The following is a 12,891-nucleotide window of genomic DNA, read 5'->3' on the forward strand; positions in this document are numbered from 1 at the left end:
TCGGTCCGCTCAGTCGGCGGCCGTCGTGCCCCGGGTGCCCCACTCCACGCGCGGTTCCGCGGCCGTGAACGCGGCATGCCGCGGCGGATGCGCGGCCGCGTGCCCCAGCACGAAGACATCCTCCGCCCCGTCGAGCACCCCGCCCGACGGATCGTCCGATCCGTCGCGCCGCACGCCGTCCCGTTCCGGCATCAGGATGTCCCGTACGACCACGGCGCAGAGGTACAGCGTGCCCAGCAGGTGCAGGGCGATCGCCAGCTGATAGCCCTCCGTCGGCAGCCCCTGGTGCTTGTCACCGCTCGTCGTGTAGGCGAGGTACATCCAGATCCCCAGGAAGTACATGACCTCGCACGCCTGCCAGATCAGGAAGTCCCGCCAGCGCGGCCGGGCCAGCGCGGCGAGGGGGATCAGCCACAGCACGTACTGCGGTGAGTAGACCTTGTTGACGAGGATGAACACCGCGACGACGAGGAACGCGAGCTGTGCGAACCGGGGCCTGCGCGGCGCCGTCAGCGCCAGCGCGCCGATGGCGGCGCACAGCCCGACCGTGGTCAGTGTGGAGACGGTGTTGACCGTGCTGACCTCGATGGAGCTGCCGGTGCGCTGCGTGATGATCAGCCAGAAGGAGCCGAAGTCGATCGAGCGCTCCTCGCTGAAGGTGTAGAACTTCTTCCACCCCTCGGGTGCGAACACCATCACCGGCAGGTTCACCACCAGCCAGGACGCCACCGCGCCGAACGTCGCCACCCCGAACTCGCGCCATTTCCCCGCCCGCCAGCACAGCACGAAGGCCGGGCCCAGCAGCAGCACGGGATACAGCTTGGCGGCCGTGGCCAGCCCGATGAGGATGCCGAACGCCAGCGGCCGGCTCCTGGACCACATGAGCATCGCCGCGGCCGTGAGGGCGACGGCCAGCAGGTCCCAGTTGATCGTCGCGGTGAGGGCGAAAGCGGGCGCGAGGGCCACCAGGAGGCCGTCCCAGGGGCGACGGCGGTGCGTACGTCCGACACAGACGGCGATGATCGCGGTGCAGATCATCAGCATCCCGGCGTTGACCATCCAGTACGCCTGTTCCTGGTGCTGGATCGAACCGCCCGGGGTCAGCCAGGCGGCGATCTGCATGAACACCCCCGTCAGCACGGGGTACTCCAGGTACTGCATATCGCCGGGCAGCCGGTCGAAGTACGGCACCAGACCGTCGGAGAAGCCTCGTCCGGCGAACAGGTGCGGGATGTCCGAATAGCAGGCGTGGGTGTACTGGGAGCCCGCCCCCCTGAACCAGGCCCAGTTGTAGCAGGGCAGCTTCTGCACCATGCCGAGCGCGAACATCCCCAGCGCCACCAGGGCGACGGCTCCCACCGGGGTGAGGGCGGTGGTGCCGAGCCGCGCCCAGCGCCCCGACCTCCCACCGATCAGCTCGCTGCCGGCCGCGGCTACCTCGTCCTCGCGCGTGGGCCGTACGACGGACCGTTCGTGATGCACGCTCGTGTCTTCTGCACTTGGCATGCCGCACATCCTGCCGTACCGCACTGTGGATACGTCGAGGGCCGCCGCACCCTGCGGTGCGGCGGCCCTCTTCAACGCTCTCCGGTCGCCTCGCGCCGGCCTGCGGGCCGGGCGGGGTGTACTGCCTGCCGGGCGCTACCCGGACCGGCCACCGAAGATGCCGCCGTTGTCGTTGCCCCCGTCGCCCGGGGTCGGACTGGAGCCGCCGGCACCGCCGTCGGCCTCACCGCCGGTCGAGGTACCGGGTGTGCCACCCGTCTCCCCGCCGGTCGCGCCCTGATCGGCGCCGCCGTTGTCCGCACCGTCGGACGTACCGCCGTTGTCCTGGCAGTCCCAGCCCCAGGTACCGCACGTCTCCGTCGGGTCGGGCGACGGAGAGGACGGAGTGCTCGGCGACGGGGAGTCGGACGGCGACGCAGAGGGCGTGTCGGACGGCGTGATGGTGGGCGTCGGCTTGGGGCTGCTCGCACCGCCGCCGTAGACCTTCTCGCCGATCGGCTCCGCCTTCGGGAAGGGGACGGCCTCCTGGCCCTTCATCGCGTCGTCCATGTAGTCGTGCCAGATCTGGGCCGGGAACGAGGCACCGTGGATCTTCTCCTCGCCGCCGGTCCCGTACATCTTCTCGAACTTGCGGTTCTTGTGCTTCTCGTTGTCGTCCAGCCGGTACATGCTGATCGCGGTCGACAACTGCGGGGTGTAGCCGACGAACCAGGCCGAGAGGTTGTCGTCCGTCGTACCCGTCTTGCCCGCCACGTCGCGGCCCGGGAGCTTGGCGGGCGTACCCGTTCCGTGATCGACGACGTTCTTGAGGACGTCGGTCACGTTGTCGGCGACCGAGGTGTCGAAAGCGCGCTTGGTGACCGTCTTGTGCTGGTAGATCACTTCGCCGAGCTTCTTCACCTCGGTGACCGAGAACGGCTCGCGCTGCTGGCCGCTGGCGGCGAACGTGGCGTACGCGCCGGCCATGCGGATCACACTCGGCGAGGACGTACCGATGGAGAAGGACGGCACGGTCGAGTTCGCCATGTTGTCGTCGTCCTTGAGGCCGGCGGCCATCGCCGCCTCCTTCACCTTGTCCGTACCCACGTCCATACCCAGCTGGACGTAGGGGGAGTTGGCAGAGACCTCCATGGCCTTACGAAGGGTGATGTTGCCCTCGGAGTGGTGGCCGTCGTTGGTCTGCAACCACTCCTGGCCCTTCTCGTTGGTCCAGACCTCACCGTCGTACTTCTTGATCTTCAGCTTGTCGTCGCCGTTGTAGACGCTCAGCGGCGAGACCTTCTCGCGCACCGAATCGTCCTGGTCCGCAGGGAGTGTCGGGTTGCGTTTGCCGTGCTCCATCGCGGCGGCCAGCACGAAGGGCTTGAACGTCGACCCGACCGCGGCGCCGGTGGGGTCGGCGTTGTTGGTGTAGTGCTGGGTCGCGTCCTTGCCGCCGTAGATCGCCTTGATGGCACCGGTCTCCGGATCGACCGACCCGCCACCGAACTGGACGTTCGTGTCCTTGTCCGGACGCTTCTTGGGGTCGATCTTGTCGTCGTAGACCTTCTTGACCGCCGCGTTGAGCTGGTTGACCTTCTTCTTGTCGAAGGTCGTGTGGATCTCGTACCCGCCCTGGTCGAGCATTTCGCGGGTGACGTGCCTGTCGTTGTTGTTGAGGAAGTACGACCTGGCGAGGTCGACCAGGTAGCCGGTCTGACCGCCCAGCTGGGCATCCTTCTTCGGCGGGTCCGGCATCGGGAACTTCTTGTACTTGGCGCGCTCGGACTGCTTCATCCGGCCGTCCTTCACCTCTTCGTCGAGGATCCATTCCCAGCGCTTGGTGGCCCGGTCCAGGTTCTTCGCCGCCGTGGCCTGCTTCGAGTCGACTTCCGGGGCGCCCGCCGGGTCGTAGTAGCTGGCCCCCTTGAGCAGGGTCGCCAGGAAGGCGCACTCGCTCGGGTTCAGCTTCGTGGCGTCCTTGCCGTAGTACGTACGGGCCGCCGCCTGAAGACCCGAGGCGCCTCGTCCGTAGTACGAGACGTTGAGGTACCCGGCCATGACCTTCTTCTTGCTCTCCTGCTTGCCGACCTTCAGCGTGATGAAGAGCTCCTCGAACTTACGGCTCAGGGTCTGTTCCTGGGAGAGCCGCGAGTTCTTCACGTACTGCTGCGTGATGGTCGAGCCACCCTGCGTCTGGCCGCCCTTGGCCATGTTCCACAGGGCCCGGCCGATACCCATCGGGTCGATGCCCTTGTCGTGGTCGAAGGTCTTGTTCTCCGCGGAGATGACCGCGTTGCGCATCGCTTCGGGAATCTGCTCGTAGGCGATGACCTGGCGGTTGACCTCACCTCCGGTCGCGACCATCTGCGTGCCGTCGGCCCAGTAGTAGACGTTGTTCTCCGCCTTCGCGGCATCGTTCACCTCGGGCTTGGCGACCATCGCGTACGCAAGGCCGGCGATGCCCATCAGGAGGCCCAGGAAGCCGATGCACAGGCTGGAGACCAGCCTCCACGACGGCACCCAGCGCCGCACGCCGTACTTACCGGCGCGCGGGTAGTCGATGAAGCGCTTCTTGACCGGGCGCTGGCTTCCGCGCCCACGGCCCCGGCCGGGGCCCTCCGAGCCACCGTCGCCGCCGCCGCGACGCCGCCCTCCGCCGTCGGAACCTCCGCGGCCGCCACCGCCACCGCGCTGGGCGGCTCGTCTCGCGGCGGCGCGCCCGCCGTACGGGGTCTCCTCGCCGTACGAACCGGAAGGTGATTCGGAAGTGACTCCGCGTGACGGTGCCGAGCGGCGTCCTGGGGACTGCTGGGCGGCTCGTCTGGCCGCGGCGCGCCCGCCACCTTGCGGTTGCGGCGTTTTGCGACGGTGCTCGCTCATCGAACGACTACTCCTCGGGCAGGCGAGAACGCCTGGAAGCGGCAGTTGAGATCCGGTCCCCCCGAATTACCGACCGGCGCTGCGACAGGTTCGTCCGCAGTGCGTCGGGTCAGTCCGCGGAGACTGACGCGGTCGGGCGTCACACGGTTCCCGGTGGTCTGCATGCCGCACAGACTACGCACGGTCAAAACCCTCCTAGGACCGAACTTCACCTCAAATTACGCAAGTCGGTTCCTACGAATTAGTGATGTGACGCCGTTCACTAAGGCACCCCTTGTTCCGGCGCTGAGTCCGATCTATCGTGCTGATGTATCGAGTCGATACATCAGCTCGGTACATCGACTCGGTACATCAGCTCGGCACAGGGACAAGCGACACCACTCGGAGAAGGAGGAGGCGAGGTTGAGCAGACGCTCCGGCATCCTCGAGTTCGCTGTCCTCGGACTGCTCCGCGAGTCCCCGATGCACGGCTATGAGCTGCGCAAACGTCTCAATACCTCACTGGGGATCTTCCGTGCCTTCAGCTACGGGACCCTCTATCCCTGCCTCAAGACGCTGGTCGCCAACGGCTGGTTGATCGAGGAACCGGGAAACGCTCCGGCAGAGCTTCCGCCCGGCTCCGGCCGTGCGGTCGCCCCTGCCCCTGCCTCTTCTCTGGCAGGTCGCCGCGCCAAGATCGTCTATCGGTTGACGGCCGAAGGTAAGGAGCACTTCGAAGAGCTGCTCTCGCACACCGGCCCCGACTCCTGGGAGGACGAGCACTTCGCTGCTCGTTTCGCCTTCTTCGGACAGACGGAGCACGAGGTGCGGATGCGGGTGCTCGAAGGCCGTCGCAGCCGGCTGGAGGAACGCCTCGAGAAGATGAGCGCCTCTCTGGCCCGCACCCGCGAGCGGCTCGACGACTACACACTTGAGCTTCAGCGACACGGCATGGAGTCCGTGGAGCGCGAAGTGCGCTGGCTGAACGAGCTCATCGAGAGCGAGCGGTCGGGACGGGATCAGCGACGATCCTCGCCCGAGGGCTCAGCTCAGCAGAACACCGCAGGAGAGCCGGATGGCCTGCCCCGGAGGGGTCACACCCCTCCGGATCCGTCCGGCGACACCGCCAAGTGAGTTCCCCGCAGATCCGCGGGGCCTCATCAGGAACATCCATTACACACAGGGAGCAACCGGAATGGGTTCGGTTCGCGTAGCCATCGTCGGCGTGGGCAACTGCGCCGCCTCGCTGGTCCAGGGCGTCGAGTACTACAAGGACGCCGATCCGGCCGGCAAGGTGCCCGGTCTGATGCACGTCCAGTTCGGCGAGTACCACGTCCGGGACGTCGAGTTCGTCGCCGCCTTCGACGTCGACGCGAAGAAGGTCGGCCTCGACCTCTCGGACGCCATCGGCGCCAGCGAGAACAACACCATCAAGCTCTGCGACGTGCCGAACGCCGGCGTCACCGTCCAGCGCGGCCACACCCACGACGGCCTGGGCAAGTACTACCGCCAGACCATCGAGGAGTCCGCCGAGGCCCCGGTCGACATCGTCCAGATCCTCAAGGACCGCAAGGTCGACGTTCTGGTCTGCTACCTGCCCGTCGGTTCCGAGGTCGCTGCGAAGTTCTACGCGCAGTGCGCCATCGACGCCAAGGTCGCGTTCGTCAACGCCCTCCCGGTCTTCATCGCCGGTACCAAGGAGTGGGCGGACAAGTTCACCGAGGCCGGTGTCCCGATCGTCGGCGACGACATCAAGTCGCAGGTCGGCGCCACCATCACGCACCGCGTGATGGCGAAGCTGTTCGAGGACCGGGGCGTCGTCCTGGACCGCACGATGCAGCTGAACGTCGGCGGCAACATGGACTTCAAGAACATGCTCGAGCGTGAGCGCCTGGAGTCCAAGAAGATCTCCAAGACGCAGGCCGTCACCTCGCAGATCCGTGACCGCGACCTCGGTGCGGACAACGTCCACATCGGCCCGTCGGACTACGTGGCCTGGCTGGACGACCGCAAGTGGGCGTACGTGCGCCTCGAGGGCCGCGCCTTCGGTGACGTCCCGCTGAACCTTGAGTACAAGCTCGAGGTGTGGGACTCCCCGAACTCGGCCGGTGTCATCATCGACGCCGTCCGCGCTGCGAAGATCGCCAAGGACCGCGGCATCGGCGGCCCGATCCTCTCCGCGTCCTCGTACTTCATGAAGTCCCCGCCGGTCCAGTACTTCGACGACGAGGCACGCGAGAACGTCGAGAAGTTCATCCGCGGTGAGGTCTCCCAGTAGCGTCACCTGACACGAAGCGTCGGCGCGGCGCGTCGGGGAGCGGCAACGCTCCCCGGCTCCCGCACCTCTGAGGGTCCCCGGGCAATCCGCCCGGGGACCCTCAACGTATGTGACCCTTGCTCCCATGCCCGTCGTGCGTGACCTGCGCGTTCTCCTGCGCCTTCGGAACTTCCGCCGCCTGCTGGCCGTACGGGTCCTCTCCCAGTCGGCCGACGGCGTCTATCAGGTGGCCCTCGCGGCGCACGTCGTCTTCTCCCCGGAGAAACAGACGTCGGCGGGCGCCATCGCCTCCGCGATGGCGGTACTCCTGCTGCCCTACTCGCTCATCGGCCCGTTCGCCGGGGTGCTCCTGGACCGCTGGCCCCGTCGCCAGGTCTTCCTCTACGGCAACCTGCTGCGCGCCGCGCTCGCCTGCTGCACGGCCCTCCTGATCCTCGGCTCCGCCCCCGACTGGCTCTTCTACGCCTCCGCGTTGTGCGTCACCGCGGTCAACCGCTTCGTCCTGGCCGGACTCTCGGCCGCACTGCCGCGCGTCGTGGACCGGGACCGGCTGGTGATGGCCAACTCGCTCTCGCCGACCGCGGGCACCCTCGCCGCGACGGCCGGTGGCGGCCTCGCCTTCGTCGTGCGACTTCTCCTGTCGGACTCCGACGCGGCCGTGGTGCTGCTGGGAGCGGCGCTCTACCTGGCCTCCGCCGTCGCCTCGCTGAGCCTCGCCGCCGGGCTCCTCGGCCCGGAGCCGAGCGGCGGCCGCCTCCGCCTGAGCAAGGCCCTGGCCACTACCGCGCGCGGGCTCGGAGACGGGCTGCGCCATCTCGCGGAGCGCAGGAACGCCGCCCGGGCGCTGGGCGCCATGACGGTGATCCGCTTCTGTTACGGGGCGCTGACGGTGACGGTCCTGATGCTGTGCCGGTATGCCTGGGCCGACAGCGACTCGCGCGGACTGGCACTGCTGGGACTGGCAGTGGGCGTCTCCGGTGCGGGCTTCTTCGCGGCGGCGGTAGTGACCCCGTGGGCCGTGGCGCGGCTCGGCCGGTTCCGCTGGATGATGGTGTGCGCGGGGTCAGCCGCCGTCCTCGAACCGGCACTGGGACTGTGGTTCACCCCCGCACCGATGCTCGTCGCCGCGTTCGTGCTCGGGCTGGTCACCCAAGGGGCGAAGATCGCGACGGACACGGTGGTGCAGACGTCGGTGGACGACGCCTTCCGCGGCCGGGTCTTCTCGCTGTACGACGTGCTGTTCAACGTGGCCTTCGTAGGTGCGGCCGGGGTCTCCGCCCTGCTGCTGCCTCCTGACGGGAGGTCGGCCGCGGTGGTGATCGGGGTGGCCGTCCTCTACGCCGCCGTGGCCCTGACCATGTTCCGCTGGAGTCGGACCGGCGAGGTCCTATAGCGTGCCCGCGTCAAGAAGAGACAGTGCACGATTCACGGGGGTACTCGCATGACCTATCCGCCTCAGCCAGGCGCCGGCCCATACGGCCAGCAGCCTCAGCAGCCGTACCCGCAGCAGCAGCCGGGGTATGGCTATCCCCAACAGCAGCAGCCCGGGTACGGCTATCCCCAACAGCAGCCGGGGCACGGCGCCCCGCAGCAGGAGCCGGGGTACAGCGCCCCGCAGCAGCAGCCGGGTTACGGCGCTCCGCAGCAGCAGCCGGGTTACGGCGCTCCGCAGCAGCAGCCGGGGTACAGCGCCCCGCAGCAGCAGCCGGGGTACAGCGCCCCGCAGCAGCAGCCGGGGTACGGCGCCCCGCAGCAGCCCTATCCTCCGCATCAGGGTCAGCAGCCCTGGGGCGGCCAGCCCGGCGGTCCGCCCCCGCAGGGGATGCCCCCGCAGGGACCGGCGCAGAACATGTCCGGCGGCAAGAAGGCCTTTCTCGCGGCGCGCAACATCATCATCATCGTGGTGGCTCTCGGCGCCCTGGCGGGCCTGAAGTTCGGCTGGGACAAGATATTCGAGTCCGACGCCAAGGCCGCAGCGGTCGGCGACTGCCTGGAGAACAAGGGGACCAACCTCAGCCCGGACATGAAGTCCGCCGACTGCGGTTCGTCCGCCGCCGAGTTCAAGGTCGCCGCGGTGCACGACAAGACCTCCGACACCGATCTCTGCGACGCGGAGAAGTACGTGGCGTACACCGAGACGTCCGGTAGCCGGAAGAGCCGGAGCAGTGTGGTGCTCTGCCTCACGCCGATCAAGCCGGGCAGCTGAATCCCGGTATCCCGAACAAGACCGGTCGAGGGCGCTGTTTCACGTGAAACAGCGCCCTCGGCGTATGCGTTGGCGGTCATGTTTCACGTGAAACATGACCGCCACGGCTCCGGAGCGGACGACCCTCGCGGGTCTCAGCTCTGCGCTTCCCACCACTTCTTGAGCTCCGCCACCGCCGCGTCATGTTCCATCGGCCCGTTCTCCAGGCGCAGTTCCAGCAGGAACGCATACGCCTTGCCGATGACCGGCCCCGGACCCACGCTCAGGACCTGCATGATCTCGTTGCCGTCCAGGTCAGGCCGGATCGCGTCGAGCTCTTCCTTGTCCTGCAGTTGCGCAATGCGCTCCTCCAACGCGTCATAGGTCCGCGAGAGGGCGGCGGCCTTGCGCTTGTTGCGCGTGGTGCAGTCGGAGCGGGTGAGCTTGTGCAGCCGCTCCAGCAGGGGGCCGGCATCGCGCACATAGCGGCGGACCGCCGAGTCGGTCCACTCCCCGTCGCCGTAGCCGTGGAAACGCAGATGCAGCTCCACCAGCTTCGAGACGTCCTTGACCATGTCGTTGGAGTACTTGAGTTCGGTCATCCGCTTCCGGACCATCTTGGCGCCGACCACCTCGTGGTGGTGGAAGGAGACACGGCCGTCCTTCTCGAAGCGCCGGGTCCTCGGCTTACCGATGTCATGCAGCAGGGCGGCAAGACGCAGAACGAGGTCCGGGCCGTCCTCCTCGAGGTCGATCGCCTGCTCCAGAACGGTCAGAGAGTGCTCGTACACATCTTTGTGGCGGTGATGCTCGTCACTTTCGAGCCGGAGCGCGGGGAGTTCGGGAAGCACTTCCTGAGCCAGTCCGGTGTCGACGAGGAGCGCCAGCCCCTTCCTGGGGTGGGTGGAGAGCAGAAGCTTGTTGAGCTCCTCACGGACCCGCTCGGCGGAGACGATCTCGATCCGGCCCGCCATTTCCGTCATCGCGGCGACCACATCGGGTGCCACTTCGAAGTCCAGCTGCGCGGCGAAACGGGCTGCGCGCAGCATCCGCAGCGGGTCGTCGGAGAAGGATTCCTCGGGCGTTCCGGGGGTGCGCAGGACGCGCTTCGCCAGGTCCTCGATGCCACCGTGCGGATCGATGAAGTCCTTTTCCGGCAGCGCCACGGCCATCGCGTTGACCGTGAAATCACGGCGGACGAGGTCCTCCTCGATGGAGTCACCGTAGGAAACCTCCGGCTTGCGGGAGGTTCGGTCGTACGCCTCGGACCGGTATGTGGTGACTTCGATCTGGTAGCCGTGCTTCTGAGCGCCCACCGTGCCAAAGGCGATCCCGACCTCCCACACCGAGTCCGCCCATGGCCGGACGATCTTCAGGACGTCCTCGGGGCGGGCGTCGGTCGTGAAGTCCAGGTCGTTTCCGAGCCTGCCGAGAAGCGCGTCGCGGACCGAGCCGCCGACCAGGGCGAGACTGAATCCGGCATCCTGGAATCGGCGGGCGAGATCGTCGGCGACCGGGGACACCCGGAGCAGTTCACTGACTGCGCGGTGCTGCACCTGGGTCAGGGCACTGGAGTTGTCTTCATTGGCGTTCGGCACAACAGAAAAGGGTACGTGCCCGGACCGGCCCGGGCGTCATGGTTTCCTTCTGCCCTGCGAGACTCTGCCGATCATGTGCCGTACTCCCCAGCACTTAGCCCCCGCGCACATCGTTACCATGCGGGGACGCAGCAACGGACGACGATCAACAACAGCTGACGACGACGAGGGACGGGTAGGCGTGGCCGAGGCGGCAGACTTCCAGGGGATGAATCCCTCTCCTGCCCGCCGATGGCTGCGGCGCACAGCCTCTGTGCTTGCCGGGGCCCCGCTCGTCGCGGCCCTGCTGGCAGGGGCGGCCGCGCCAAAGGCGCAGGCCGGTGTGGCGGACAAGGCTCCGGCGGGTTCCAGCACGGTCGCGGTCTCCCTGGACACGGTGACACCGAGCGCCCCTGTGAAGGGGGACACAGTCACCATCTCCGGCACCCTGACCAACAAGAGCAAGGAGACCGTCAGCGCGGCACAGGTCGATCTGCGGGTGGGGCCCCGGCTCTTCAGCAGGACCTCGATCGACACCGCCGGCCGACGCACGGGCTATCTGCCCGGTGCCGATCCTTATCCGGTCGGCGGCAAGTACACGGTCAAGATCGCCAAGCTCGCCTCCGGGATCAGCCAGGACTTCACGCTGTCCGTGCCCGTCAGCAAGCTGGGGCTCGGCGACGACGGCGTGTACCAGCTCGGCGTCTCCTTGTCGGGCCAAACGCCCCACGCCCAGTACGACCAGGTGCTCGGGATCCAGCGGACGTTCCTGCCCTGGCAGAGCGAGGACCGCGACTCCAAGCCCCGCGTCAGCTACGCCTGGCCGCTGATCGCAGCGGCGCACCTCACCGCCGAGACCGGATCGGACTCGCAGCAGACCCCGGTGTTCGCCGACGACGACCTGGCGGCCGAGATCGCGCCGGGCGGGCGTCTGGAACAGATGGTGTCGCTGGGAAGGCAGCTGCCGGTGACCTGGGTCATCGATCCGGATCTGCTGGCCAGCGTCGACGCGATGACCAAGGACTACCGGGTCAAGTCCGGTGACACCACGATCGCCGGTACGAACCAGAACGTCGCCAAGCAGTGGCTCACCTCACTGGAAGCGGCGGTGTCGGAGGGCAAGGTCGTGGCGCTGCCGTTCGGGGATCCCGATCTGGCGTCGATCGCGCACCGCGGCAAGAACGTGTCGGGCACCCTCAGCCACCTCCAGAACGCCAGCGAGGTGGCCGTGACGACGGTGCAGACGATCCTGCACCTGAAGCCGTCGACGGACTTCGCGTGGCCGGTAGACGGTGCCATCGATCCGTCCGTCGTGGACGTCGCCACCTCGGCCGGTGCACACAACGTGATCGCCCGGAGCGACAGCCTCCAGGAGACCGGTGGCCTCGCGTACACGCCGTCCGCGGCCCGGCCGATCGGCGGCGGCACGAACGCCGTGGTGTCCGACGAGCGTCTCTCCACGGCCTTCCAGGGCAACATGACGAAGACCGGGGACTCCACGCTCGCCGTGCAGAAGTTCCTTGCCCTCACGCTCTCCCTGGCCGAGCAGGACACGGACAAGGACCGAAGCGTCGTCGTCGTACCGCAGCGGATGCCGTCGGTCGCCCAGGCCCAGTCGATGGCCCGTGCCCTGCACGCCCTCGACGACGGCCGCTGGACGCAGTCCCAGGGGCTGGTGCAGGCGGCGGAGGCGAAACCCGACGCGAAGGCGACCACCGAGGTCCCCCGGGCCTCCCAGTACCCGAAGAAGCTGCGCAGCCAGGAGCTGCCCACCCAGGCCTTCCAGGACATCAAGTCCACCCAGGCCTCGCTCAACAACTTCCAGGTCATCCTCACCCAACCCGAGCGGGTGGTGACCCCCTTCGGCAACGCGGTCAACCGCTCCATGTCGACGTCGTGGCGGGGCAAGCCCCTGGAGGCCCAGCAGTACCGCGACTCGGTGCGCATGTATCTGCAGGGCCTCGTCAACGAGGTCCAGCTCATCTCGAAGTCCGATGTCACTCTGTCCGGCCGCAGCGCCACGATCCCCGTGACGGTGCAGAACAGACTGTTGCAGGACGTCGACCATCTGGTGCTCCGACTGAGGTCGGAGAACGCGACCCGCCTCAAGCTGAACGACGGCGGCGCCGTGGCGGAACAGCCGATCCAGATCGCCGGCGGGCACAGTCAGTCCGTGAAGTTCGACGCCGCGGCCAACATCAACGGCCAGGTCCAGATGACCGCGCAGCTGTACACCGAGGACGGGACACCGTACGGCGCGGAGATGAACTTCACCGCGAAGGTGTCCGAGATCACGCCGACCGTGCTGCTCGTGATCGCCGGTGGGCTGCTGCTGCTGGTCCTCGCCGGGATCAGGATGTATGCACATCGCAAGCGCGCCAACGCGGGCGGCGCGGCGGGCGACGACGGCAGTGAACCCGAGCAGCCGAGTGACCCGACGCCGGACACCGGTCCCGAAAGCGCGGAGCCGTCGGGCACGGGTGAGAAAGTGGACCGTTGAGCGA

Annotated in this window: 8 protein-coding genes; 5 read left to right on the forward strand and 3 right to left on the reverse strand. The window is 67.8% G+C overall.

Going from position 1 to position 12,891, the window contains the following annotated elements:
- Positions 1 to 9: 9 nt before the first annotated feature.
- Entirely contained in the window at positions 10 to 1,506 is a 1,497-nt protein-coding gene (locus ACFVJX_RS27420; RefSeq protein WP_384124734.1) for a glycosyltransferase family 87 protein, read from the reverse strand.
- Positions 1,507 to 1,641: 135 nt separating this feature from the next.
- The gene (locus ACFVJX_RS27425; protein WP_384124732.1) at positions 1,642 to 4,368 is read right to left on the reverse strand and encodes a transglycosylase domain-containing protein; all 2,727 of its coding nucleotides are present in this window, start codon (positions 4,366 to 4,368) and stop codon (positions 1,642 to 1,644) included.
- Between the two features lie 402 nt (positions 4,369 to 4,770).
- Between ACFVJX_RS27425 and ACFVJX_RS27430 the strand changes: the two genes are divergently transcribed.
- The 4 genes from ACFVJX_RS27430 to ACFVJX_RS27445 all read left to right on the forward strand — a co-directional run bounded on the left by ACFVJX_RS27430 (position 4,771) and on the right by ACFVJX_RS27445 (position 8,831).
- The gene (locus ACFVJX_RS27430; RefSeq protein ID WP_384124730.1) at positions 4,771 to 5,481 is read left to right on the forward strand and encodes a PadR family transcriptional regulator; all 711 of its coding nucleotides are present in this window, start codon (positions 4,771 to 4,773) and stop codon (positions 5,479 to 5,481) included.
- A gap of 61 nt (positions 5,482 to 5,542) precedes the next feature.
- Entirely contained in the window at positions 5,543 to 6,625 is a 1,083-nt protein-coding gene (locus ACFVJX_RS27435) for an inositol-3-phosphate synthase (RefSeq protein WP_384124728.1), read from the forward strand.
- 124 nt (positions 6,626 to 6,749) lie between these two features.
- Complete coding sequence (locus tag ACFVJX_RS27440; protein ID WP_384124726.1) at positions 6,750 to 8,018, forward strand: MFS transporter; 1,269 nt, start codon at positions 6,750 to 6,752, stop codon at positions 8,016 to 8,018.
- Positions 8,019 to 8,066: 48 nt separating this feature from the next.
- Complete coding sequence (locus ACFVJX_RS27445) at positions 8,067 to 8,831, forward strand: hypothetical protein (protein ID WP_384124724.1); 765 nt, start codon at positions 8,067 to 8,069, stop codon at positions 8,829 to 8,831.
- Positions 8,832 to 8,965: 134 nt separating this feature from the next.
- On the opposite strand, the gene ACFVJX_RS27450 is transcribed toward ACFVJX_RS27445, so the two are convergent.
- On the reverse strand, positions 8,966 to 10,408 hold the full coding sequence (locus tag ACFVJX_RS27450; protein WP_384124722.1) for a CCA tRNA nucleotidyltransferase: 1,443 nt from the start codon (positions 10,406 to 10,408) through the stop codon (positions 8,966 to 8,968).
- 181 nt (positions 10,409 to 10,589) lie between these two features.
- Here ACFVJX_RS27450 and ACFVJX_RS27455 point away from each other — a divergent pair, with 181 nt between their 5' ends.
- On the forward strand, positions 10,590 to 12,887 hold the full coding sequence (locus ACFVJX_RS27455; RefSeq protein WP_384124720.1) for a DUF6049 family protein: 2,298 nt from the start codon (positions 10,590 to 10,592) through the stop codon (positions 12,885 to 12,887).
- Positions 12,888 to 12,891: the final 4 nt, after the last annotated feature.

This window comes from Streptomyces sp. NPDC127177, from assembly GCF_042672475.1.
GTDB lineage: Bacteria > Actinomycetota > Actinomycetes > Streptomycetales > Streptomycetaceae > Streptomyces.

Coding starts and splice junctions, on each gene's coding strand:
- ACFVJX_RS27445 (WP_384124724.1), top strand. CDS start 8,067: ATGACCTATCCGCCTCAGCCAGGCGCCGGCCCATACGGCCAGCAGCCT.
- ACFVJX_RS27435 (WP_384124728.1), top strand. CDS start 5,543: ATGGGTTCGGTTCGCGTAGCCATCGTCGGCGTGGGCAACTGCGCCGCC.
- ACFVJX_RS27440 (WP_384124726.1), top strand. CDS start 6,750: ATGCCCGTCGTGCGTGACCTGCGCGTTCTCCTGCGCCTTCGGAACTTC.
- ACFVJX_RS27425 (WP_384124732.1), bottom strand. CDS start 4,368: ATGAGCGAGCACCGTCGCAAAACGCCGCAACCGCAAGGTGGCGGGCGC.
- ACFVJX_RS27420 (WP_384124734.1), bottom strand. CDS start 1,506: ATGCCAAGTGCAGAAGACACGAGCGTGCATCACGAACGGTCCGTCGTA.